22 protein-coding genes, 2 tRNA genes, 1 other RNA gene and 1 pseudogene are annotated in these 24,976 nt (G+C 40.7%); 22 read left to right on the top strand and 4 right to left on the bottom strand.

What is annotated here, in order from left to right:
• Position 1 precedes the first annotated feature (1 nt).
• From MTN96_RS22460 to MTN96_RS22445, 4 genes are all read left to right on the top strand, one after another.
• Positions 2-71, top strand: a tRNA-Phe gene (locus MTN96_RS22460).
• Positions 72-377: 306 nt separating this feature from the next.
• On the top strand, positions 378-1,787 hold the full coding sequence (locus MTN96_RS22455; RefSeq protein ID WP_248532797.1) for a TolC family protein: 1,410 nt from the start codon (positions 378-380) through the stop codon (positions 1,785-1,787).
• On the top strand, positions 1,784-2,980 hold the full coding sequence (locus tag MTN96_RS22450; protein WP_138627660.1) for an efflux RND transporter periplasmic adaptor subunit: 1,197 nt from the start codon (positions 1,784-1,786) through the stop codon (positions 2,978-2,980). Before MTN96_RS22455 ends, MTN96_RS22450 begins: the two co-directional genes overlap by 4 nt.
• Positions 2,977-6,060, top strand: coding sequence for an efflux RND transporter permease subunit (locus tag MTN96_RS22445; RefSeq protein WP_214552755.1), 3,084 nt, complete (start codon positions 2,977-2,979; stop codon positions 6,058-6,060). Before MTN96_RS22450 ends, MTN96_RS22445 begins: the two co-directional genes overlap by 4 nt.
• A gap of 164 nt (positions 6,061-6,224) precedes the next feature.
• Here MTN96_RS22445 and ssrS read toward each other — a convergent pair.
• A non-coding RNA gene (gene ssrS / locus MTN96_RS22440) (6S RNA) lies at positions 6,225-6,408 on the bottom strand.
• A gap of 225 nt (positions 6,409-6,633) precedes the next feature.
• Here ssrS and MTN96_RS22435 point away from each other — a divergent pair.
• From MTN96_RS22435 to MTN96_RS22420, 4 genes are read left to right on the top strand one after another with little or no spacing between them, the layout of a single operon-like run.
• A complete protein-coding gene (locus tag MTN96_RS22435; RefSeq protein ID WP_214552754.1) occupies positions 6,634-7,197 on the top strand; it encodes a UPF0149 family protein in 564 nt (187 codons plus the stop codon).
• Between the two features lie 36 nt (positions 7,198-7,233).
• Entirely contained in the window at positions 7,234-8,556 is a 1,323-nt protein-coding gene (pepP, locus tag MTN96_RS22430; protein WP_248532796.1) for a Xaa-Pro aminopeptidase, read from the top strand.
• A gap of 14 nt (positions 8,557-8,570) precedes the next feature.
• Positions 8,571-9,758, top strand: a complete 1,188-nt coding sequence (gene ubiH / locus MTN96_RS22425) for a 2-octaprenyl-6-methoxyphenyl hydroxylase (protein WP_248532795.1) — start codon at positions 8,571-8,573, stop codon at positions 9,756-9,758.
• Entirely contained in the window at positions 9,755-10,921 is a 1,167-nt protein-coding gene (locus MTN96_RS22420; protein ID WP_248532794.1) for an FAD-dependent monooxygenase, read from the top strand. The genes ubiH and MTN96_RS22420 overlap by 4 nt, the downstream gene beginning before the upstream one ends.
• Before the next feature lie 160 nt (positions 10,922-11,081).
• Here the strand turns inward: MTN96_RS22420 and MTN96_RS37165 are convergent.
• Positions 11,082-12,270, bottom strand: a pseudogene (locus MTN96_RS37165) (alpha/beta hydrolase).
• Between the two features lie 416 nt (positions 12,271-12,686).
• Between MTN96_RS37165 and rpsF the strand changes: the two are divergent.
• The 9 genes from rpsF (at position 12,687) to alr (ending at position 18,882) form a co-directional block, all read left to right on the top strand.
• Positions 12,687-13,028, top strand: coding sequence for a 30S ribosomal protein S6 (gene rpsF, locus MTN96_RS22410; protein ID WP_036980061.1), 342 nt, complete (start codon positions 12,687-12,689; stop codon positions 13,026-13,028).
• A 43-nt stretch (positions 13,029-13,071) separates the two neighbouring features.
• The gene (gene priB, locus MTN96_RS22405) at positions 13,072-13,389 is read left to right on the top strand and encodes a primosomal replication protein N (protein WP_008466122.1); all 318 of its coding nucleotides are present in this window, start codon (positions 13,072-13,074) and stop codon (positions 13,387-13,389) included.
• A 12-nt stretch (positions 13,390-13,401) separates the two neighbouring features.
• Entirely contained in the window at positions 13,402-13,629 is a 228-nt protein-coding gene (gene rpsR / locus MTN96_RS22400; protein WP_002962753.1) for a 30S ribosomal protein S18, read from the top strand.
• A 36-nt stretch (positions 13,630-13,665) separates the two neighbouring features.
• Positions 13,666-14,118: a 50S ribosomal protein L9 gene (rplI, locus tag MTN96_RS22395; protein ID WP_008110407.1), complete on the top strand. Its 453-nt coding sequence runs from the start codon at positions 13,666-13,668 to the stop codon at positions 14,116-14,118.
• Between the two features lie 221 nt (positions 14,119-14,339).
• Positions 14,340-14,891 carry an RNA polymerase sigma factor gene (locus MTN96_RS22390; protein WP_016900127.1) on the top strand — a complete coding sequence of 184 codons (552 nt, stop codon included), beginning with the start codon at positions 14,340-14,342 and terminating at the stop codon, positions 14,889-14,891.
• Complete coding sequence (locus MTN96_RS22385) at positions 14,884-15,363, top strand: hypothetical protein (RefSeq protein WP_036980058.1); 480 nt, start codon at positions 14,884-14,886, stop codon at positions 15,361-15,363. The genes MTN96_RS22390 and MTN96_RS22385 overlap by 8 nt, the downstream gene beginning before the upstream one ends.
• Positions 15,364-15,372: 9 nt before the next feature.
• On the top strand, positions 15,373-16,311 hold the full coding sequence (locus MTN96_RS22380) for a DUF4097 family beta strand repeat-containing protein (protein WP_248532793.1): 939 nt from the start codon (positions 15,373-15,375) through the stop codon (positions 16,309-16,311).
• Between the two features lie 112 nt (positions 16,312-16,423).
• On the top strand, positions 16,424-17,803 hold the full coding sequence (dnaB, locus tag MTN96_RS22375) for a replicative DNA helicase (protein ID WP_016900130.1): 1,380 nt from the start codon (positions 16,424-16,426) through the stop codon (positions 17,801-17,803).
• Complete coding sequence (gene alr / locus MTN96_RS22370; protein WP_036980054.1) at positions 17,803-18,882, top strand: alanine racemase; 1,080 nt, start codon at positions 17,803-17,805, stop codon at positions 18,880-18,882. The genes dnaB and alr overlap by 1 nt, the downstream gene beginning before the upstream one ends.
• Positions 18,883-18,952: 70 nt before the next feature.
• On the opposite strand, the gene MTN96_RS22365 is transcribed toward alr, so the two are convergent.
• Positions 18,953-19,192 carry a DUF2960 domain-containing protein gene (locus MTN96_RS22365; protein ID WP_004588463.1) on the bottom strand — a complete coding sequence of 80 codons (240 nt, stop codon included), beginning with the start codon at positions 19,190-19,192 and terminating at the stop codon, positions 18,953-18,955.
• A gap of 100 nt (positions 19,193-19,292) precedes the next feature.
• On the opposite strand from MTN96_RS22365, the gene MTN96_RS22360 reads away from it, so the two are divergent.
• Genes MTN96_RS22360 through MTN96_RS22350 form a run of 3 tightly spaced genes read left to right on the top strand, consistent with a single transcriptional unit; the run spans position 19,293 to position 21,005 of the window.
• Positions 19,293-19,544: a hypothetical protein gene (locus MTN96_RS22360; RefSeq protein ID WP_008110382.1), complete on the top strand. Its 252-nt coding sequence runs from the start codon at positions 19,293-19,295 to the stop codon at positions 19,542-19,544.
• Positions 19,545-19,574: 30 nt separating this feature from the next.
• Complete coding sequence (pnuC, locus tag MTN96_RS22355; RefSeq protein ID WP_248532800.1) at positions 19,575-20,198, top strand: nicotinamide riboside transporter PnuC; 624 nt, start codon at positions 19,575-19,577, stop codon at positions 20,196-20,198.
• Between the two features lie 3 nt (positions 20,199-20,201).
• The gene (locus MTN96_RS22350; RefSeq protein ID WP_248532792.1) at positions 20,202-21,005 is read left to right on the top strand and encodes a phosphotransferase family protein; all 804 of its coding nucleotides are present in this window, start codon (positions 20,202-20,204) and stop codon (positions 21,003-21,005) included.
• On the opposite strand, the gene MTN96_RS22345 is transcribed toward MTN96_RS22350, so the two are convergent.
• The gene (locus tag MTN96_RS22345; RefSeq protein ID WP_248532791.1) at positions 21,002-21,184 is read right to left on the bottom strand and encodes a helix-turn-helix domain-containing protein; all 183 of its coding nucleotides are present in this window, start codon (positions 21,182-21,184) and stop codon (positions 21,002-21,004) included. The two genes, MTN96_RS22350 and MTN96_RS22345, sit on opposite strands and share 4 nt — an antisense overlap.
• A gap of 236 nt (positions 21,185-21,420) precedes the next feature.
• On the opposite strand from MTN96_RS22345, the gene MTN96_RS22340 reads away from it, so the two are divergent.
• Positions 21,421-21,495 (top strand) — tRNA-Arg (locus MTN96_RS22340).
• Positions 21,496-21,894: 399 nt separating this feature from the next.
• Complete coding sequence (locus MTN96_RS22335) at positions 21,895-24,669, top strand: collagenase (RefSeq protein ID WP_248532790.1); 2,775 nt, start codon at positions 21,895-21,897, stop codon at positions 24,667-24,669.
• Positions 24,670-24,976: the final 307 nt, after the last annotated feature.

The raw sequence follows: 24,976 nt of genomic DNA, 5'->3' as shown, positions 1-24,976 counted from the left end.
GATAGCTCAGTTGGTAGAGCAGAGGATTGAAAATCCTCGTGTCCCTGGTTCGATTCCGGGTCGAGGCACCATTTATACAAAGCCTCGCATATGCGGGGCTTTTTTGTTTCTAAGTTTTTTCTATCCTGCTCTATTTTTCCAGCACGTCATAAACAGTAAGTCCCTCTGTCCTTTTCGTACCTCTTTGAGAACTTTATTCAGCTTTTTTGGCTAAAAATTAGGTTGTTTATTGATTTGTGATCAATATGTTAATGATTGGCGTATCTACGGCACTTATAATTTCATCGCAAAGTATGTAATGTTATGTAAAGTCAATTGAGCAACGTTTGCTAAAGTGCTTGAATAACATTCATAAATAGCATTAATCAGGTTTAAACATGATGTGGCAATATAAGCCATCTTTATTGGCAATAAGTATTATGCTGCTGAGTGGTTGTACGAGTAACTTAAACCCGCAACTACGTGAGCAAGCACCGAATACACTCCCAGATCAGTGGCAACAAACAGCTGTTGAATCAGTAGTTGCTGTCAACGACACATGGTTTAATAAACTTGCTTCACCAACAGTAAAGCAGCTAGTTACTCAAGCGCTAAAAAACAATCAGCAACTATTGCAAAACCGTTTTGATGTAGAAATACAAAAACAGCAATTAATTGTCACCGGTGCCGCTTTATGGCCCAGTTTAGATATTTCAACGCGAGTAGGGCGAAGCAAAGATAATCGTCCGGTTAGTTATAATAACTCAAGCTCTGTATCGTTAGAGTTAGGTTATGAAATTGATTTATGGGGTAAACTCTCGGATGCAAAGCGTAGAGACAACCTCAACTACCTTGCTCAGCAAGCTCGCTATGAGCAAACTAAACAACAGCTTATTGCAGATGTTATAACAAATTGGTTTAACTTAATCAGTGCAGAGCAATTACTTGATTTGTTTAAGCGCAGAGAAGCTAACGCCCAGCAAAACCTCGAGATTATTGAGTCGGGTTATCGCCAAGGTTTAAATGAAGCGTTAGATGTTTATTTAGCTCGCAATGAGTTAAACAATGAACGCTCTCGCATAGCAACCCAAAAAGCAAATTTGACTCAAGCTGCACGTAGCCTTGAGCGTTTATTGGGGGAGTATCCAAAAGGATTGATAGCAGCGAATAACGACCTACCTGTAATTAATGACGACATACCCCTTGGTTTACCGTCGGAGCTTATTACTCGCAAACCTGCGTTGCGTGCTAGTTGGTATCAGTTATTAGCCAGCGACGCTTCGCTTGCGTATGCGCATAAACAGCGTTTTCCGAGTTTAAATTTAGCGGCAGGTTTAAGCGATAGCACTAACAGGGTAAGCGACTTATTTTCTGCTTCAAGTCTTGCGTGGTCACTTATTGGTAGCATTTCAGCGCCTATTTTTGACGCTGGGCGACTCGCTGCGAACGAGGAAATAGCCAGTTTACAAACGCAAAAGCAAGAGCAAGCCTATCTGCAATCTTTATATGATGCATTTGGTGATGTTGAAAATGCTATTACCCAACAACAATCTTTAAAGGCACGCTACCAAAGCACCTTGCAGGCACAAGAAAATGCCTTAGCAGCAGAGCAATTATCGTTTGAACAATATCAAAGTGGTTTAGTGAGCTACACCACCGTATTAGATGCACAAGCACGCTCGTTTGATGCACAAAGTTCACTGATTGAAATTAAAAACCAATTACTCACAAATCGCATTAAATTACATGTTGCTCTTGGGGGCGACTTTGCAAAATCAAGATCCGCACAGGATGAGCAAGCACTATGAAACTCAACAAACAAAAAATAATTGTTCCCGCTGCTATTATTATAGCGACCATTTTTTCGGTGATGTTTATTAAAGGAAACCCGCCTAAAGCATCACGTTTTTCAGCACCGCCAAAAGCAAAAATTAATGTAGCGGTAAAACCATTGCAGTTAATTGACTACCCCGTTGAAATTGATAGCTTTGGTACGGTTAAACCACGAACTCAAAGTATGTTGGTGGCTCAGGTTTCTGGGCTGATTATTGATATAAATGAGCAGTTCCGCGAAGGCGGCTTTTTTGAAAAAGGCGATGTGTTACTTCAGTTAGATGATCGCGATTTAAAAGCAGAAGTTAAATCAGCACAAGCTAATTTGCTCAATGCCGAGCAAAACTTATTAGAAGAGCAAGCGCGAGGCCGACAAGCGCTTACTGATTGGCAACGTTTAGGCAATGAGTCTGAACCGAGTATTTTAGTACTTAGAAAGCCACAGCTAGCTGCAGCGCAAGCACAGGTTTTGTCAGCACAAGCACAATTGGAAAAAGCGCAACTAAATCTTGAACGTACTAAAATTAAAGCCCCTTATGCTGGGCGAGTATTAAACCGCAGCGTTGACTTAGGTCAGGTGGTATCTAACAATATGCAGTTGGCGACAATTTATGCAACCGACAGTGTTGAAATACGCTTACCGATAAAGAATAAAGATCTGCCTTTTATTAATTTACCTGAGCAATATCGAGATGGTGCTAAAAATCAGCGTGGCTCAGCGGTTAATTTCACTTCAGATTTAATTGGCGAGCAACAATGGCAAGGCCAACTTATTCGTACTGAGGGCGCAATAGATGAAAGTGCTCAGCAATTGTATGTGGTGGCTAAAATTAATGACCCTTATAAATCAACCAGTGATAATCAATACCCAGTAAAAATAGGGCAATACGTTAAAGCTAAAATTAATGGCAAAGTCGCCTCTCAGGTACTCGTTATTCCCAATAGTGCGATATATCAAGGCAGTTATGTTTATGTGGTTGAAAATGGCACACTACAGCGTAAAAATATTGCTTTAGCGTGGCAAAATGCGCTGCAAGGCATTGTGAGTAAAGGTCTTGAAGCGGGTAGTCAATTAGTGCTGACGCCACTGGGTCAAGTGAGTTCAGGTACGCCAGTGCAGATAATGGATGCGACTCTTAAAGCACAAAAACCAGGAGAGCAGCCATGATCGCTTGGTTTACACGTAATCATGTGGCTGCCAACTTACTGCTAATTAGTATTGTGTTGGGCGGCCTATTCAGCCTGTCTTCTAAGTTACCGTTAGAGGTGTTTCCCTCGTTTGTTTCTGATCGTATAAATATTAGTGTGAGTTTACGTGGTTCAACCCCAGAAGATGCTGAAAAAGGGGTCACCATACGAATAGAAGAAGCATTACAAGATCTCGAAGGTATTAAACAAATATCGAGCCGCTCTTCTGAGGGGTCATCACAAGTGAGCGTTGAGGTTGACACTGGCTACGACGAGCGTGAATTGTTAGCGGATATAAAGAGCCGTGTCGATGCCATTAATACCTTTCCAGCCGATGCAGAAAAACCAGTAATAGGGTTAATCCAGCGTAAGCGTGAAGTAATAGCAGTCACTGTTTCAAGTGACTACAACGAAAAAGAAACCCTAGAATATGCAGAGCAAGTCCGTGATGAATTGCTGCGTATTCCGGCGATTACCCAAGTTGAACTTAGTGGCGTACGTAATTATGAGCTGGCAATCGAAGTAAGCCAAGATACGCTGCGCCAATACGATTTAACCTTGGCGCAAATATCCAGTGCCATTGCCAATTCAAGTTCTGATATTTCAGCAGGAAACCTTAAAACAGAGGGCGGCGATGTACTTATTCGCTCTAAAGGGCAAGCTTACCGCAAAGATGAATTTGCAAGCATTGTGATAAAAAATCAAGCCGATGGCACTATTATTCGCTTAAGTGATATTGCAACCATTAACGATGATTTTGAAGAAACCCCCGTGCGCACCCGCTTTAATGGCAAACAAGCCGCATTTATTGATGTGTACCGCATTGGTCCGCAAAGTGCGATAGAAGTGGCCGATGCAGTTAAAAACTATATTACCAGTGAGCAAGCTAATTTACCGCAAGGGTTTTATTTAAGCTATTGGGATGATGACTCTGAGGTAGTAAAAAGCCGTATTGCTACCCTAACTAGCAATGCTTTACAGGGGGGGATTTTGGTACTGGGGTTACTGACATTATTTTTAAGACCTGCCATCGCGTTTTGGGTATTTATTGGTATTCCAGTTTCATTTATGGGCGCGTTTATGGCAATGGCCGCCTTTGGCGTGACCATAAATGTGATCAGCTTATTTGGTTTTATATTGGTGCTAGGGATTGTGGTGGACGATGCCATTGTTACCGGTGAAAACGTGTATACCCATTTAAAAACTGCCAAATCGGGCGAAGAGGCTGCTATAAAAGGAACTCAAGAAGTAGCCACGCCAGTTACATTTGGCGTGTTAACCACCGTGGCCGCTTTTTTACCGTTAGGTTTTATAGAAGGCGCACGAGGCGCTATTTTTGCGCAAATTCCGGTGGTGGTTATCCCGGTATTATTGTTTTCATTGATTGAATCTAAATTTGTGCTGCCAGCGCATTTAAAATATATCAAACTGCGCCAGCAAAAAGGCAAAGGTTCTAAATTAGAGCAACTCCAACAACGTTTTGCAGATGGTTTTGAGCATGCCATTTTAAAATATTACCAACCCGTATTAGGGCTAGCGCTACGCAACAAACTGGCCACAGTCAGTTTATTTATGGGCGTGTTTTTAATTATTTTAACCATGCTCACCAGTGGTTGGACTAAGTTTATTTTCTTCCCACGTATTCCCAGTGAAACAGTTCGGGTTAATTTAACTTTTCCTGCGGGAACACCGTTTGAAGTCACGAATAAATACATTATTGATATGTCAGATAAAGCCAGAGAGCTTCAGCGTAAGTATCAAGATGAAGAAACAGGGCAAAGTATTATCCTTAATATTTTAGCCAGCACTGGCGGGCGAGGCGGTGCGGCTAATTCGGGTAGTGTGCGCTTTGAAATCACCCCAGCAGAACAACGAGAGTCTGATATTGGTTCGCGTGAGTTGGTAAAAGAGTGGCGGCAATTAATAGGGGTGATCCCAGGGGCTGAAAGTCTCACATTTAGAGCAGAAATAGGTAGAAGCTCAAACCCAATTGATATTCAATTATCGGGTAATTCCATAACCACACTGCAAACAGTGGCTGAGCAAATTAAACAACGATTGGCCACTTATCCAAGCGTGTTTGATATTGCCGATAGCATGTCTGATGGTAAAGAAGAGCTACAAATAGAGCTAACAGAGCAAGGGCTTGCACTTGGATTAAATAGAGTTGATGTATCAAGACAAGTGCGTAACTCGTTTTTTGGTGTACAAGTACAGCGCATTCAACGCGGGCGTGATGATGTGCGCGTTATGGTGCGCTTACCTATAGATGAAAGGCGCTCAGTTGCTGATTTAAAAGATATATTAATACAAACGCCTAATGGTGGGCGAGTGCCGCTGTCACACGTGGCCACTTTAGTACCTGGTCAAAGCCCATCAACCATTACCCGTATTGATCGTTACCGTACACTTAATGTGTCGGCGGATGTAGAAAAAACCGATACCAATATGACCGTGCTTCAAGCTGATTTAAAAACCTACTTAGATGAACTGGTGCAACAATACCCAGGTGTAAGCCATTCATTAGAAGGTGAAGCCAAAGAGCAGCGCGAATCGTTTGGTTCGTTACTGTGGGGAATGGTATTTGTATTTTTTGTAATTTATGGGTTGCTCGCAATTCCCTTTAAATCGTACTTACAACCACTGGTGGTGATGAGCATTATTCCTTTTGGCATGATTGGCGCAGTAATTGGCCATTGGATCATGGCTATGGAGCTTACCATTATGAGTTTGCTGGGAATGCTCGCGTTAATTGGGGTCGTGGTGAACGACTCGTTAGTATTGGTTGATTTTATTAATAAAAAGCGCAGTGAAGGGCTCGATTTAATGGAAGCGGTTAAAACCGCCGGCGTAGCGCGTTTTCGCCCGGTCATGCTAACTAGTTTAACCACTTTTATAGGCTTAATGCCGCTGCTGTTTGAAAAGGCAACTCAGGCTCAGTTTTTAATTCCTATGGCAGTAAGCCTAGGTTTTGGGATTATATTTGCGACCTTTATAACTTTATTACTCGTTCCGGTTAACTATATGCTGATGGAGCGCTTTCAAGGTTGGTTTAAGTAAGTGCAGACTACATAGATAAGTAGAGTTCTCAGACACTAAGTTTCAGGTACTAGTAAGTAAAGCATCGGACTGTAAAAATTCAGTTCGGTGTTTTTTTATAATAACTAGATGATTAATAAAACAAGGGTATAAAAGTAGTTGCTGAGGGATTTAAGTTATTGGAGGTGTTCCCCGAGAATGCGGTGCCCGGTGTCAGTCCTGAAACCTTGAGGTTTCAGGGCGGAAATCTGCGGTTTACCGTAGGCTTCTCGGTACATGCCGAGCTTGCACAATAGTAGACGAACAAAAATCCTGGTATAAAATTTATCGGCTCAGGGACTTAACCAAGCTCCTGCACCCCAGGGAACAAATTCAGTATATAAGACATATTCCAATCCTTAAACCCCAAACGCAAAAAATTAAACCGTTCGCTCAGTTTTCCTGCAAATTTAATCTTGTATTTACTTTTAAGATTGCTTTTTGAACTTAATCAGCTTTTCAATCGCTTGCTTTTGACCTCAGTCATAGAATTCATTGGAGTTGCTTTTTATCGAGTGGTAGCATTGCTTTAATTAGCAAAGCGAAGACGTCATTATGAATAACTTACCAGATTACGAAAAAGCCCAACTTCTTTTAGAGAAAAATGAAATATTTGTATCACCTGCTGAAGCGCATGGCGTTATTAGCGGCTTACTTGCTTGTGGGCTAAGCATTGACGATAAAGAATACTTAGGCTTACTGAGCGACGTATTTAATGATGGCGATTCGTTTAGCAACGATTTAAAACAGTTTTTTGGTAAAGTTTATCAACAAGTTGTTGAAAGCTTTAACCATGAAGAGTTTCAATTTGATTTGTTTTTACCGAGTGATGACGAAACACTCATCGATCAAGCCAATGGGCTCGTATCATGGGTAGCTGGGTTTATGCTGGGCTTTGGCTTAAAGCAAAAAGACTACGGCAAGCTGTCGGCAGATGTAAAAGAAGTGATTAGCGACTTTAGCGAAATTACGCGCCTTGATACAACCTTTGAAGAAACCGAAGAAGATAACCAAGCACTGCATGAAGTGATTGAGTACGTACGCGTATCGGCGTTACTGTGTTTTGCTGAACTTGGCAAAGAGCAAAACCCACAAAGCAACAAAAAAACACTGCATTAATTTAGCAATACAACAAAAGTAATGGGTTAGTTATTAATGGTTGAAATACAAAAGTCAGAGTTTAAAGCGCGCCGCGAGCGTTTATTGGCGGCAATGGATAGCAACAGTATTGCGATAATTCCTGCTTCAACCGAGTTCACACGTAGTCGAGATACTCACTACCCGTTTAGACAAGACAGTGACTTTTTTTACTTAACTGGTTTTAACGAACCCGATGCGGTATTGGTGTTATGCAAAGACAGTGATACGCCTTCTATATTGTTTTGTTTAGATAAAGATAAACTTGCAGAGGTATGGCACGGCAGGCGCATTGGTTTTGAAAAAGCGCAGAGCGAATACTTATTCGACAAAACTTATGCATTAAGTGAACTAAACGAACAATTATTGAGTTTGGTGAACGGCCAACAGATTTTATTTTATGCACAAGGGACGTATCCTACCTTTGACGGCAAAGTATTTTCAATGCTCAATACTTTGCGCAGTGCTCCCAAAAAAGGCGATACAGCACCGAGTACAATTAAAGATATTCGTCCGTTATTACATGAAATGCGCCTATTTAAATCGCCGAGCGAAATTAACATTATGCGTGAAGGCTGCGAAATAAGTGCTCGAGCACACATGCGTGCTATGCGCTTTTCCCACGTTGGCGCAACCGAGTTTCAATTAGAGGCAGAGCTTCATCATCACTATGCAATGAACGGTGCGCCATATCCAGCTTATGGCACCATTGTGGGGAGTGGCGATAATGCTAATATTTTGCACTACACCCAAAATAGCGATGTATTAAGCAATGGTGACCTAGTGCTGATTGATTCAGGTTGTGAGCTACAAGGTTATGCGGCTGACATTACTCGTACTTTCCCCGTTAATGGTAAATTTAGCACCGAGCAAGCTGCGCTTTATAATATTGTGCTTAAAGCGCAAGAAGTGGCATTTAACGAAGTAAAGCCCGGTGGCTACTTATCGCAGGCTAATAAATTAGCTATGCAAGTGCTAACCCAAGGTTTACTTGATTTAGGTATTTTAACCGGCGACTTTGATGAGCTAATGGCGCAAGGGGCATGTAAAGAATATTATATGCATGGTCTTGGCCACTGGTTAGGACTCGATGTTCACGATGTAGGCGATTACCGAGTAAATAATGAAGAGCGTGCATTTGAGCCTGGTATGGTACTGACCATTGAACCTGGGCTTTATATTAGTAAAGATTCAAACGCACCCAAAAAATACCAAGGCATAGGTATTCGTATTGAAGATAACTTATTAGTAACTGAGTCAGGTCACGAAAACTTAACGATTACCGTGCCTAAAAAAATTAGCGAAATAGAAGCGTTAATGCAAAGCGCTAAAAACGTATAAGCTTGGAGATAAAAGTGACTAAGCAGTTTGATGTTGTAGTTATTGGCGGTGGTTTAGTGGGCGCAAGTTGCGCACTGAGCATAAGTAAAAAAAATCCCAGCCTACATATTGCCGTGGTTGAAGCAAACCAAGTAACCACAGATTATCACCCAAGTTTTGACGACAGAAGCATAGCGCTTGCACAGCAGTCGGTGGAGTATTTACAAAGCCTCAATTTATTTGAAATAAACGCTCCCTATGCGGCAGCCATAAAAAAAGTCAGTGTATCAGACAAAGGACATTTTGGTAAAACCCATATACACAGTGATGAGTTTACTAAACCCTCATTAGGTTATGTGGTTGAGGTAAATCCATTTGGTAGAGCGCTGCATCAGCGTTTAACGCAATCAAATATATCGCTTTTTTGCCCTGATAGCGTAACGGCGATAAAACAAAACGCCGATAGTAATGAACTGACATTACAAAGTAGTGAAAAACTAAGCGCTAAGCTGTTAGTGATTGCCGACGGTGCACAATCGCCAACACGTCACTTGCTAGGCCTAGGTTTTAATACCCAGCCTTATGAACAAGGCGCGATTATTGCCAATATAGAAGTGGCTGGTGGACATAACCATCATGCGTTTGAGCGTTTTACCCAAAATGGCCCTATGGCTTTATTACCCATGAGTAATAACCGCTATTCGTTAGTATGGTGTATGCGCCAAGAGCATATTGAGCAGCATATGACATTAAGTGAGTCAGACTTTTTAAGCGTACTGCAAATCACCTTTGGTTATCGTGCTGGGCGGTTTATAAAAGTAGGGATGCGCGCCAGTTATCCACTGGTTTATGGGCAAGTCGAATCGTTAACAGCGCACCGTACTGTGGTAATAGGTAACGCGGCACACGCCATTCACCCAATTGCAGGTCAAGGCTTTAATTTAGGGCTGCGCGACGTACAAGTGCTTAGTGACTTAATAGCAAACAGTGAACATGATTTAGGGAGTTATGCCTTTACCCGTCAATATTCAGTTAAGCGCAGTGATGATATAAAAACGGTAATGACATTGACCGATGCCTTGGTTCGACTTTTTTCAAATTCATCACGGGTGTTAGCATTGGGTCGCAGTATTGGGCTGTTTTCGATGGATTTATTCCCCGCATTCAAAGCCCCATTGGCTAAACAGTTAATGGGACAAGTTAAACAAGGTACACGTTTATGAAACAAGTACAGGTTTGTATAGTGGGTGGTGGCTGCATAGGTTTAACGCTGGCGCTAGGGCTTGCTAAAGCGAATGTCAGTGTGGTTGTGTTAGATGCAGCGCCAACTCAAGCTCCACCGAGCGATGACTATGGTTTACGTGTAAGCGCATTGAGTATTGCCAGCCAAACCTTGCTCGAGCAGTTAAATGTATGGCCACACATAATAGCTGAGCGTGCTTGTGCTTATACGCACATGGATGTACGTGATGCCGATAGCTTTGGAAAAATAGCCTTTAATAACGAGCAACTTGAGCTTGACCATTTAGGGCACATAGTTGAAAACGACATTATTCGCTTTGCACTAATAAAAGAGCTTGAGCAGCAAAGTAATGCCACACTCATGTTTAATACCGAGTATCAGCAAATACACCAAAGCGAGTCTGATGTATTTATTAATTTAAAAACTGGTGAGCCTATTATTGCTAAGTTGCTGGTGGCGGCTGATGGTGCAAATTCAGCGATTCGTAAACAGTTTAATATGGCGCTGAGCTTTAAAGATTACGATCACCATGCGTTAGTAGCGACAGTTAAAACCAAAGAGTCACACAAAAATACCGCACGCCAAGTGTTTTTACCTACAGGGCCGCTAGCGTTCTTGCCATTGAGCGATGAGCATACTCATTCAATTGTGTGGTCTACCAGCCCGAATCATTGTGATGAATTGTTAGCAATGGACGACACCACTTTTAATAAAGCAGTTATGGCTGCAATAGATGGCCAATGCGGTTTATGTGAAGTGCAAAGTAAGCGCGTCGCGTTCCCACTTAAAATGCGTTATGCCCAGCAATGGGTAAATGGCAACGTGGTGCTAATGGGCGATGCAGCGCATACCATTCACCCATTGGCAGGGCTGGGTATGAACCTAGGTCTAAAAGATGCGGCTTATTTAATCGAGCTACTAAGTCAAGACACCAAAGAATTTGCAAGTACGCGCACACTGCGTGATTACGAGCGCACCCGTAAACTCGATGCACAAAAACACATTGCCATGATGCAAGGGCTAAAAGAGCTATTTGAAGGTGCAAACCCTGTTAAAAAGCTGATTCGTGGAGTAGGGCTTTCACTCGTTGATAACTTGGGCCCAATCAAACACCTATTCGCTAAAGAAGCGATAGGGAAGTGATAAAGACAAGCGGTCAGTTTTTAGCTGTCAGCTTTCAGCCAAAGAAAAACCGATGTTTAGTTTAAGCATCGGTTTTTTTATAGGCTAATGCTTTTTTTAGTGTATTCGTACAGCTTGCTGACGCGACGAGCAAAGCTCGTAATGCTTTTAAATTAATGAGCTACAAATTTTCTTGTGATTCATTCACCATATCTTGCAGTGCATCGATTAACAGCGGGTCACGCGAGTTCTGTTTAGCAAGTTCTAGTGCGTGTTTCATACTAGTGAATGCCTCTTTGAACTATTTATTAGCAGTGTAGCCTTGCGATAATCGCATGTGAGAGTAAGCAGCATTAGGGTAATTGTTAGTAAAGTGTTTAAGTAGCTTTTTTAGTGTTACCAAACTCTTGCTAGCTGTGGGCAAATTCTACGTACACATCGTGTGGAATTTTAAGCTCAAATCTGTACTTATCACTAAGTGCTTGGTAGTAACCGGTAATCAATGATGCATCTGCAAATTTTCCGTGCTCGTCAGTCACTTTAAATATTAGGTCGCTAAATAAGTGAATTAGGCTATCGCTAGTGCTGGAAGTATGGTGCCCATATGAGTAAAAGTGGGATAATGCTTATATTTCCATTTTAGCTGCGTGGGCATTTGTTGCTCTAAATTTACTAAAGTATTTAATATGCCGGTATAAAAGCGTGCGCCTTCACTTGCAACACTAATAAATAACGCTTGACCGCCTTTAGGGTTTTTAGTGTATTTAATAATATTACTTTTTAACTCTTCATCACTCCAGCAACTATTTGGGCTTATAGCTATGTAGTTGTTAAATAGTGCCGGTTGATTAACTAAAGTATAAATCGCTAATGTGCCAGCATTAGAATGACCAATTAAGGTGCTGTAACCATTAGTTGGGTAGTTGCTATTTATATAGGGCATGAGTTCATCAGACGCAAACTTTAAAAAATTATCGGTTTGCCCTGCGTCAGGCCACTTATTTTTAACAAAGGTTTGAAACTCCGTTTTAGGCTCACCTTGTACTTTAAGTAAGTAATCACGAACGCGGTTGGTTGTATCAACAGCAACAAGCATTGCATTAGGTACCTGCTCGTAATCAATGAGGGATTTTATAACGCCAGATGCCGTATGAAAGTGCTCAACACCATCAAGTAAATAAATAACATAGAGCGGCTGATCATCTTTTACATTGTCAGGTATGAATATTCTGATAGGTCTGTCTTCGTTAAGTATTTTTGATTGTAGAATGACTTTTTACCCACGGTTATGTCGGTTGTAGCGGTGTCTGCATAGCTTAAAAAGGTGTACTAAAAGTAACTATTAACACAAATGATAGTAAGAGCTTCATAAATATCCTTATTAAATAATGTGTTGTCTAATAATTGCACGGCTTTAGATTTGAGTAAATGTTTATATTTTAGGGGAAAATGTAGGGCTTAAGTAATTAAAAGCTTCGCTTTTCAAGCGAGCAAGCTCACGCCTACCTAGTAAATATTAAACACTTATCTTTATTTTACTTATTGATATAAAGGGAGAATCTAATAATGTCTTCCCGAAGCCCGAAGCCCGAAGCCCGAAGCCCGAAGCCCGAAGCCCGAAGCCCGAAGTCTTTAACGCTTATCTATCAAAGCTTAAAAACCTGCTTGCTTAATTATCCTACTAGGCGTAAAATGCGCGCTCATTTCGGCTTTTAAACTATTAATTCCTTGCCTTAAACCGACCGGCCGAAACGGTAGAAGGCTCTATTAACCGTAAGGAATATCCATGCGTCATTACGAAATCGTATTCATGGTTCACCCTGATCAGAGTGAGCAAGTTGCTGGTATGATCGAACGTTATACTGGTTCTATCACTGAAGCAGGTGGTACTATCCACCGTCTTGAAGACTGGGGCCGTCGTCAACTGGCTTACCCAATCAACAAGCTTCATAAAGCTCATTATGTTCTTATGAACGTTGAAGCACCAACTGAAGTAATCAGCGAGCTAGAAACTACTTTCCGCTACAACGATGCAGTGCTTCGTAACTTAGTTATGCGTACTAAAAACGCTGTAACTGAAGCGTCTCCTCTTGTAAGAGAAGAGAAGAAAGAAGCACCAGCTGCTTAATTGTTTTGAGTCCTAGCATGGCACGTAGTCAGCAGTTACTATAATGGTTAGCCCATATACGAATCAGCTGGTTATATCGGGGGTTGTTTGTAAAACACCCAAGTTTAGCCAAAGTCCCGCGGGTATACCGCATTGTATTTTTGTTGTAGAACATAAATCAATGCAAGTTGAAGCAGATCTTAACCGTAATAGTTATGTGAGGCTTCAGGTGGTTGCCAGTGGTAAGCAAATGCAACAACAGACTCAACATTTGCACGTTGGGCAGGCATTGCAAGTGAGTGGTTTTTTAAATCGCCACGAAGGTCGTAACGGCCTTAGCCAATTGGTTTTGCATGCTCAGCATATAGAAAGAATTATTTGAGGAATTAATCTCATGGCACGTTATTTCAGACGTCGTAAGTTCTGCCGCTTTAAAGCGGAAGGCGTACAACAAATCGATTACAAAGATCTAGCTACTCTTAGAAACTATGTTACAGAAAGTGGCAAAATCGTACCTAGCCGTATCACAGGTACTAGCGCTAAATACCAGCGCCAGCTAGCAACTGCTATTAAGCGTGCTCGCTACTTAGCCCTTCTTCCATACACTGACTTACATAAGTAAGCAGCGGATTAACACGTTTTTAAAAGGTGTAGAAACATGCAAGTTATTCTACTAGATAAGATCGCTAACCTAGGTGGCCTAGGTGACCAGGTTGTTGTTAAATCTGGCTTCGCACGTAACTTCCTTTTCCCACAAGGTAAGGCAGTTCCTGCAACTAAAGCAAACATTGAAACGTTTGACGCACGTCGCGCAGAACTAGAAGCAAAAATCGCTGAACAGTTAACTGCAGCACAAGCACGCGCTGACAAACTTGAAGCATTAGCAGAAGTTACATTAGTATCTAAAGCTGGTGACGAAGGTAAATTATTCGGTTCAATCGGTACTCGTGACATCGCTGACGCTATCTCAGCTGTTGGTGTTGAAGTTGCTAAATCAGAAGTTCGTTTACCTCTAGGTACTATCCGTGAGACTGGCGAATTTGACGTTGCAATCGCAGTACACTCAGACGTAACAGCTACTATTAAAGTAATCGTTATTGCTGAAGCTTAATTTTTAAAATTAAGTTAAAAAAAACCGTGCTTTGCACGGTTTTTTTGTATCTAAAATTTGTAATTCAAAACAATAAATTGTTTGCTGTGGATTAAATCAAACACTTTTCTAAGTTAAACCTTTATTTTCAAAAAAATTTATTTCATTTAAACCTTTCTATTTCTCCTCGCGTCTAATAAGTTAAATTGCAATTACATAATTATAAACAGGAAAAATTTGCGATGTTAATGGACGCTAATCAGCCAATAACTGATCAAGTGCAGCAAATGCTTATTGATCAAGTTAAAAACGGCGACCAGTTAGCCTATAAAGCGCTCTATGACATGCATAAAGCAAAAGTTTATGGCTTATGCCTGAGACTAATAGCCGATGAGGGGCATGCGCAAGATGCAACTCAAGAAGTATTTGTACAGGTATGGCACAAAATAGCGCAATTTGATGGGCGTTCGCAATTTTCTACCTGGCTTTACAGTGTCACCAGTAATATTGCTATTAGCTATGTGCGTAAGCAAAAGCATTGGCTTAATAAAGTTATTAGCTTTGAACAAAGCGGTATGGATGAGCAATCTGCAAATGACTGCAATGGCTTAAATGGCTTAGATAAATTAATCGTTAGGCTGCCTGAGCGTGCAAGAATGGTATTTGTACTGTATGCCGTTGAAGGTTATAGGCATGAAGAAATAGCAACCTTGCTAGGCATGGCTGTAGGCTCTAGTAAGGCGCAATATCATCGTGCAAGGCAATTATTAAAACAGTGGTACGAAAATGAGTAAAACAAATTTTGATGACTACTTAAATGAGTCGCTAACACAATTAAATAAAAATATAACACCCGATAAAGAGCTCTGGGATGGGATTGAGCGCGCCATAATGACTAATAAGCAGGCAAGTACAGTTAAGAGTGTAGTTTGGCCGAAGCTAACTGCTATTGCGGCATGTTGTGTGGCTGCTTTGGTTAGCACTATGGTGTTTTTTACATCTCCAGAGACAAATACCGCTGTGGCGATGAGTGATTTTTTTACTAAGCAAAAACAAAGTTTACTTGTTCAATACCAAAGCCAAGCGGCATTAACAGATAACTGGCAAGTGCAGCTAAAAGAACTTGAAGATGCTGAGCAGGCTATAAAGCAAACACTTGAAAATGAACCACAAAATAAGGCGCTACTGTCTATGTTAGCGCAAGTATATCAACAACAACTCGACTTAATTAACAAGGTGCATGCACCGCGTTGGCAACAAATCTAGGAGAAATAAATGAAAGCAATAATACTTGGAATAGCTTTATTACCAATGGCTGTATTTGCTGGTGAAAAAATAGAACAACAAATTGAAGTACCAAACGGTGGCGTTATTCATATAGAAAATCAGCGCGGCAATGTAAATATTATGGGCTGGGAGAAAAATCAATTTAAAGTGAGCGGCGAGCTTGACGATAAAGCACAAGGCTACACTCTTAAAGCACAGGGTAATAAAACTCAGTTTATTGTAAAAATGCCTGATCTTTCAAATTGGGATAATAACAATAATGGCTCAACGCTAACTATTTTCATGCCTCAAAGCAGTGCGCTGGAGTATGTTGGGGTTAACGCTTCGGTAACTGCAAAAGAGTTAAAAAGAGGCACTGAAATTGATGTAGTCAATGGCGCCATTACAGTAAATGATCTTAACGGCGATATTAAGCTTACTAGTGTTAACGGGGACATCAACGCAAAAAACCTCAGTGGTAAAGTGCAATTTGAAACTGTAAATGGCGCAATTGATGACCAGCAATCTAACGGAGAAGTTCGTTTTAATGCGGTTAATGGGAATATAAAATCAAACTCGACTGCTAATGATATTCGCTTAGAAAACGTAAACGGTGATATCAATCTTACCTTCGATGCAATCAAAGAGTTACAAATAAGCACTGTAAATGGCGAAGTTGAAGTGCGTATTAATCGCCTTTTAAGTGATGCTGATGTAAGTTTTGAATCTGTAAGTGGCAATGCTGAGTTTTACTTTCCAGCTGATTTATCGGCACAATTTGAAGTGCAAGCCCATGCCGGCGGTAAAATTGACAACCAGCTAACGAGCGACCAAGTGCAAAAAGCCAAGTATGGCCCAGCTAGTGGAATTAAGTTTAATGCTAATGGCACCGATGCCAGTGTAGAAATGAATACCATAAGTGGGACGATTGGACTTAAGCGCCAATAATCATCCATTTTATTTTAAGTTACAAAAAGCAGGAAAGATTTCCTGCTTTGCTATTTGCACAGCCCTGCCAAGTCGATAGAATAGAGCCATTCAATTTTAGTACTGTGAAGTTATGGCCAAACCAGATAAGCAAGTCGACACTCTTAAAGTTCCTCCCCATTCAATAGAAGCTGAACAATCTGTTTTAGGTGGTTTAATGCTTGATAATCAAGCATTTGATCGCGTAGCTGAACTTGTTGTGTCACAGGACTTTTATACCCGTACCCATAAGCTTATTTTTGAGGCAATGACAGCACTGGCTGAAATTGGTGATCCGATTGATTTAATTACTATTTCTGAAAGTTTAGAAAAAAATAATCAGCTTTCAGGGATTGGCGGCTTTGCGTATTTAGCCGAAATAGCTAAAAACACCCCAAGTGCTGCTAATATTGATGCTTACGCTAGCATTGTACGCGAGCGTGCAGTTGTGCGTGAAATGATTGGTGTTGCCAATGAAATTGCTGAGGCAGGCTTTAACCCAGAAGGGCGCACAAGTCACGATTTACTCGACTTTGCTGAGAGCAAAGTATTTAAAATTGCTGAGCAACGTACAAAAAGTAGTGATGGCCCGCAAAGCATTCACAACATACTTGAAAAAACCGTTGATAAAATAGAAGAGCTTTATCAGTCACCACAAGATGGTGTTACCGGTGTAAGCACAGGTTATGCTGATTTAGATAAAATGACGACTGGTCTGCAGCCCTCTGATTTAATTATTGTAGCAGCACGTCCATCGATGGGTAAAACTACCTTTGCGATGAACCTTGCTGAGCATGCAGCAATGACCCAAGACAAGCCTGTACTTATCTACTCACTAGAGATGCCCTCTGAACAAATTATGATGAGGATGCTGGCGTCCCTTGGCCGAATTAACCAAACCAAAGTACGTACTGGTCAGCTAGATGACGATGACTGGGCGCGCCTTTCATCAACCATGGGGTTACTCATGGAAAAAGGCAAAATGTATGTTGATGACGCCTCAGGCTTAACACCCACTGATGTACGTTCACGTGCACGTCGTATTGCCCGCGATCATGGTGGGATAAGTATGATCATGGTCGATTACCTACAATTAATGCGCGTACCTAGCTTGTCAGATAATCGTACCTTAGAAATTGCCGAAATTTCACGTTCACTTAAAGCATTAGCAAAAGAATTACAGTGTCCGGTTGTTGCACTATCGCAGCTTAACCGTACCCTAGAGCAACGTGCTGATAAACGCCCAATTAACTCAGATTTGCGTGAGTCGGGCTCTATTGAGCAAGATGCCGATTTAATCATGTTTATTTATCGTGACGAAGTATACAACGAAGACAGTACTGATAAAGGTGTTGCAGAAATTATCATCGGTAAACAGCGTAACGGTCCGATTGGTAAAGTGCGCCTAACCTTCCAAGGTCAATTCTCTCGCTTTGATAATTACGCGGGGCCTGCTGTAGATGATGATTACTAATGCGCTTAGCTATTGCCGAAATTAACTTACAAGCACTTGCTCATAATTTAGCGCAAGTGCGACAGTTTGCGCCTAATAGTAAAGTTATGGCGGTATTAAAAGCCAATGCTTATGGCCATGGTTTAGTAAAAATAGCGCAGCACCTTAATGATGCCGACGCATTTGCAGTGGCACGAATAGATGAAGCGCTCGCACTGCGAGCTGGCGGGCTGACCAAGCCTATTGTGTTGCTGGAAGGTTTTTTCCATCAAGATGAGTTGCCGATTTTATTAGCCAATAACTTTCAAACCATAATCCATGATGAAAACCAGCTCAGAGCACTTGAAAATGCAAAGCTCGATGCACCAATCAGTTGCTGGTTAAAAATCAATACGGGTATGCATCGTTTAGGGGTTGCACCAACGCAATTGAATGATTTTTATCAGCGCTTGCAAGCGACTAATAACGCTAAAGATGCAATCAATTTAATGACGCACTTTTCCAGTGCCGATGATGTTAATGATCCCAAAACAGCAGAGCAAATTGCTTTGTTTGATTCATTAGTGCAAGGCAAACAACAAGCACATTGTTTAGCAAATTCGGCCGGTATTATTGCTTGGCCTGCCGGTCATGGCGAGTGGGTGCGTCCAGGCTTGATGATGTATGGTGTATCACCAATGCTTAACACTTCTGGAAAAGATCATCAGCTTAAGCCGGTGATGCGCTTAACCACTAAGGTTATTGCAATTCGCGATGTTGATGCTGCGCAAGGTGTTGGTTATGGTGGTAGATGGCAAAGTGCTCAGCCGACTAAGCTTGCCGTTGTTGCTATGGGCTATGGTGATGGCTATCCGCGTCATGCTAAACATGGTACCCCTGTAGTGATTGCTGGCAAACGTTATGGTATTGCTGGCAACATCTCTATGGATATGATCAGTGTTGATATTGGTGAAAATGCTGATAGCATCAAAGTAGGCGATGAGGTGGTGATGTGGGGCCCCGAGTTACCGGTAGAAGAAATTGCACAATGTGCTGATACTATATCTTACGAGTTATTGTGTAATATTACACCGCGCGTAAGTTATGAGTACCAGCGCTAATATTTATTTTAAAAATACCCATTAAGTTTACATTGCTAGAATGATCGTGATGCTCACTTAATCGGTATCGTTACTCTTTTATAAAGTAAATATCGCTAAAGCCCATGCGAGCAAATTCTTGATCACGAAAGTTACGCACAGCCGATGACCCTTTAGAGGTCATTTCAATTTGGCGTACCATGTTTAAGTAGTTAGTTAAATCGATACCTTCGGCAGCCGCAATAGCCTGATACATATCGTGGTATTTATCTTTGGCGAAGTTAATTTCGCGCGGTTGATTTTTAAAAGTGTAGGTAATTCTGCGTGCCATAATGAGCTCATTTAAATTGAGTGTTAGTGTAATTTTACACTGTATTTAAGTTGCGTTGAATGATTAGTTGAAATCAAATAATTAAAAAGGTGAGTTTGAAATGAAATTATCAGTAGAGATCAGTAAATACCCGCTCCACCAAGATTACATTCCTTTTATTAAAGGCTTTATCGACAGAGTTAATGCTTACGAAGAACTCAAAGTGATCACGAATACGATGTCAACCCAAATATTTGGTGATTATGATCTAGTTATGCAAGTGATCAGCACAGAAATTAAACATTCATATGAGCAATTTGGTAAAGCTATATTTGTGTGTAAATTTATTTCGGGCGATTTATCTCCCGAATAACCTCTTAACAAACACGGTCGTTTTATAATGATGGATTTTGTAACGCAAATACTCAGTGGTTTTACTGCTATGTCGCATTGGGAATATATTGCGGTTGCTTTGTCGATGGCGTATTTATTACTGGCCATTAAAGAGAACTTATGGTGCTGGCCTGCGGCTTTTTTTAGTACGCTTATTTATACCATTATGTATTGGAATGGCGCGCTGCTAATGGAGTCGTTACTAAACTTTTATTATATGTATATGGCGGTGTTTGGTTGGGTCGTGTGGCGCAAAGGCAAGGCTAATCAAGCGCAGCGGCTAATTACATCCTGGCCGGTAAACCGACATATTATTTTAATTGTACTCACTACATTAGTGTCATTAGCAATTGGCTATGTAATGCAAAACTATACGCATGCAGATTTTGCCTATCTTGATAGTTTCACAACTTGCTTTGCTGTGGTTACTACGTATCTGGTAGCTAAAAAAGTACTAGAAAATTGGCTCTATTGGATAGTCATTGATGCGGCCTCTATGTATTTGTACTATGAAAAAGGCTATTACCCAACCCTTGTTTTATTTGTATTTTATACCGTTATGGCAGCATGGGGGTTTAAAACGTGGTACGAAGAATACGAGCAAAGCCAAGCCAAGCCCATGGCGCACCTTTAATCTATGAATCAGCATTCTCAGTTAGTTAATATTTGTAGCGCGTTTTTAGTACCGAGCACAATAACCGAAACAGAGTATTTGGTTAACGGTCTAAGCAACGATAACTTTTTGATCCGTACTGACAGCCAAGCTTATTTATTAAAGTGTTATAAATCGTATTGGCCACAAGTAGGGTTACATGCTCAGTATGAGCTCAGTAAACAACAAGTTTGCTCTGCTCCCATATGGCTCGATAAGCAAAATAAGCGCGCAGCTTTTAACTATATAGAGGGAGAGGTTGCAGAGTCTTATTTGGCGATGCCGCTACTGACTAAACTTGTTAAGCTTCATGCGTATACAACTAATAATGAGGCAATGAATATAGCTTTGGAATTGCAAGCCTATCAGCATTTATTAGTGTTTAAACAGTATGAAAAGCTCATAAACAAGACATTAAAAAGCATAGCCAACATGCCCGTAGATAGCGGCTTTTGCCATAACGACTTAGTCAAAGAAAATATCGTGGTAAACCCGCAAGGTGTTTATTTAATCGATTTTGAGTATGCTCAAACAAATGATGTGTATTTTGATCTTGCTGCGTTAGCGGTTAGTTTTAAATTAGATGCTTCAGGCAAGCAGGCTCTGCTTAACAATTACAAAACGCACACCCTATCAGAACAATTTTATTTATCTATGCACAAATTCAATTGCTATCAGTTAGTTTATTTACTGTTATGTATAGGTTGGTATGAGCAACGCGCTATAAACAATCAGGTTGTTGTATTGCGCGCGCAACTGGATGAGCTTATTGCTTTAATGGAGGGTTAAAGTCCGCCAAAGCGTTCCGCAAGCTCTTTGTATTTTGCTACTTCATCAGCGTCAAATTGCATTTCGCCGTTATCATCTTCTGATTCAGCGATTAATAGGCTTTCTCGAGCAAGGCGTTTAACTCGCTCGACTTTAACTCCTAAAAAATCAGCAACTTGTTCTGTTGACATTAACTTCATAATTACTTCCTCGTATTTAATCTTTCCGTCCAGTGACAATAATAGATAATATGTGTCTAATGCGTTACTGTTTTTTATAGGATATAAATAAATAGCGCTTTTTTTACCTTTTGTTAAGCAGTTAGCTCAAATTATAGACATGTAAACGAATCATGCTGGTATTTATACAAAGATGCCTTTATTATTGCGCATGCTAAAGCATTGATATCGCGAGTTGATGTGGAGGCAACAAATGTGCTCTCGTGGTGAAATGGATATCACGTGGCCCTCCGGAGGCTAAGTTGTAGGTTCGATCCCTACCGAGAGCGCCATTTGGTCCCTTTCCTTTATTGATAGTGTCTACTAATATCTAAACAAATGATGACCTGAGTGTGGCCAACTTAAAACTATTTTAATTTTAAGAGCCGACAATTTCGTTACTTTTACATTATACAAGTTTATCTTTAGTTTAGGGTGTATTTACATTTACGCATATCTACAGCTTTGTCCTTTCTAGCCATACTTCTCATCCTAAATATTTAATGACTTTGTTTTCTTAGTTGAAATATAGATTAACTTCAGACCTTATTTCTTTCGTCAAACCATCAACAGGAGCTACTTACTCTGTTATTTAAATATAAAATATATTGTATACAATGATAGTTTAATGTTACAAAAGTGTTTCTCTTTTCGAGTTGGATAGAGAAAACAATAATTATCAAAGGTAAATTATGAAAATTAAGACATTAATTCTGGCGCTACCTATACTTGGAGCAAGCTCTTTAGCTCAATCAGCTAACCTGCAAGAGCGCTTGTTTACACCAAAAAATGCAGAAGTTGAGCGCACACATCATCATGGTGTAGATCACCAACATAATGAAAAAGCACCTATAGCTGAGTTGCAAAAGCAGCCGCAACAACTTAATCAATTTATGATGCGCAGCCAAGCCGCCGTTGTCAGTTGTGATTTAGCTGCGATGGCAAGTGCAAGCACTAGTACAATTATCACTGAACTTAAAAGCCAAGGTACTAGTTGTATTAATGAACTTTTTAGTGCGCCATCCTCTCTTCAGAGTCAAGTTTATAGTTCAGATAACATGTATGCCGTTGCAAATCATGCTAAGTCACTCTCACAGACTTATGCTGGTGGTGGAGATGTTGATTTAGAAGCGCTGTTTTTATATTTGCGTGCGGGTTTTTATGTTGAGTTTTACAACGGTGACGTGAATTTTAGTTCTTGGGTACAACCTGCAGTAGTTGATGCTATAGATGCATTTGTAAACAATAGCCACTTTTATGATGATAATGATGGACACGGTAAAACACTTGCTGAAGTTATCATAACTATGGATAGTGCTGAGCAGCAGCATCGTTACTTAAACGTGGTAAAGCAGTGGTTAACGCGCTTCAATGAGAGTTATGCTGCAAAATGGAATATGCGTAGTGCTGTTAATGGTATTTTCACGCTACTTTATCGTGGCCAGTGGAATGATGCATTTGTAACCGCTATCGGCACTGATACTGACTTAGTTGCTAAGCTAAGCGCATTTACTCAAAAGCAGTGGATGATAGACTCAGATGCACAATACTTAATTGTTAACGCTGCCAGTGAACTAGCTCGTTTAAAACAATATTCAGGCACGCCAATACAAGCAAGTGTTGATACTGGTTTGAAAGCTATTTTTAGCACCTATAACAGTTTTGGTTATGGTGATGCAGTATGGCTTGCAGCAGCTGATTCTGTAAGTTATTACACAGATTGTAATGACTACGGTATTTGTGGCTTTGTTGATGAACTAACTCAACAAGTGTTGTCACAAAGTTATAGCTGTAGTAGTACTATAAAAATTCGCTCGCAAAATATGACGGCTATTCAACATGCAGCAGCATGTGATGCTATGGGCGCTGAAGAAGGGCTTTTTCATAATAAGCTAGCCACAAATAACACCCCTGTTGCTGATGACAACAATAACTTTTTACAAGTAAATATTTTTGACAGTAGTGACGATTATAGCAAGTACGCAGGTGCTATCTTTGGTATAGATACGAACAATGGCGGTATGTATTTAGAAGGTGACCCATCTGTAGCTGGCAACCAAGCTAATTTTATAGCTTATGAAGCAAGTTATGCCAATGCAGAGCACTATGTATGGAACTTAGAGCACGAGTATGTTCACTATTTAGATGGCCGTTTCGACTTATATGGTGACTTTAACGCACCCACAGAAGATATTGTCTGGTGGTCAGAGGGGGTTGCAGAGTATGTTGCTAATTTAAATAACAACGATGCTGCAAAAGCCACTATTAGTGATGGCTCGCGCTATACACTAGCGCAAATTTTTGACACCACCTATGATGGATTTGATCAAGATCGAATTTATCGCTGGGGTTACTTAGCTGTTCGCTTTATGTTTGAACGTCACAACAACGAACTTGATGCCATGTTGGCTCATACCCGCACTGGTAATTGGAGTGCCTATAAATCAAAAACTGTAGAGTGGGCCAATAACTATGAGAATGAATTTGTACAGTGGTGCGATGACTTAGTGGCAGGTACGAGCACTAATACCCCACCAATAGCACAAATTAATGGCCCATATTCTGGCATGCAAAATAACAATATTAGCTTCACGAGTAATGGTAGTAATGATAGCGATGGTAGTATCGCCAGTTATCAATGGAACTTTGGCGATGGTAGCAGTTCAAATCTGGCAAATCCTACTCATAGTTACACAAGTGCAGGAGAATACACCATAACATTAACTGTGGTTGATAATGAAGGTGCAAGCCAAACTGTCACTACAGTAGCAACTATCGAAGCTGACAGTAGTGTTGATGATGGTGTGCTATTGAATAGCCAGCCAATTAACATCAGTGGCGCTCAAGATGAATTTTTATATTTCACTTTTGATGTTCCTTCAGGCGCCAGCGACCTTATGTTTAATTTAACTGGTGGTACAGGTGATGCGGATTTATATGTAAGTTTTGAAGCAGCACCGAGTGAAGCTATATATGATTGTCGCCCTTACATTGGTGGTAACGAAGAGTCGTGTGCTATAAACCCTGCACAAGTAGGCCGATACCATGTGATGGTTAGAGGTTATAATGCATTTGATAACGTTCAGTTAACAGCATCATTTACCCAAGTGACTTCTAACGTGCCAGATGTGTGTGCTAGTCAAGGCAGCCGAAGCAGTGGCCGCTTAAATGATGGCGAAGTAATTTGTCTAGGTAATAGCGATCCTATGTGGTTTAGCATTGCAGATGTTCAAGGCCAAAATGGTATTGCGATCACCACCGCTAATGGTAGTGGTGATTTAAGTCTAAGCTACGCTGCAAGTGGTTGGCCAAATGGTAACAACGAAGTGGCTGAGTCAAATAATAGCGGAAATGGAGAGTGTATTTATATTTCAGGCCAGAGTGAATATTGGGGCTACCTAAAAGTAGCTGGTAATAGCACTGGTGCAAGCTTAGTCGTCGACTTTAACAGTCAAGGGTGTCGTTAGTTAATATATAAACTTAAAGCGTGATCTCACGTATTTTATATAATGGAGTCATCAGTTTTCTGGTGGCTCTTTTTTTATAAAGAAACAAATGCAAAGGCTCATTTCTTCAAAGTCAAAACACCCCTTTATCTTTTTTATAAATTGAACTACTTGGATGTAAAGTTGATAAATAAACATTTAATTGTTCTTACGTTGCAAAAGTGTCGATAAAGCTGACAACTTCAATATTGATGAGTACATTGAAAGGTAATTAAATTAGGGCATAGGTGGCTGAGTATGAAGAGAAAGGAAGCAACTCAGTTAACGC

Source organism: Pseudoalteromonas sp. 2CM28B, from assembly GCF_023161935.1.
Note: the sequence above shows the minus strand (reverse complement) of the source record. Positions and strands in the feature narration are given on the sequence as shown.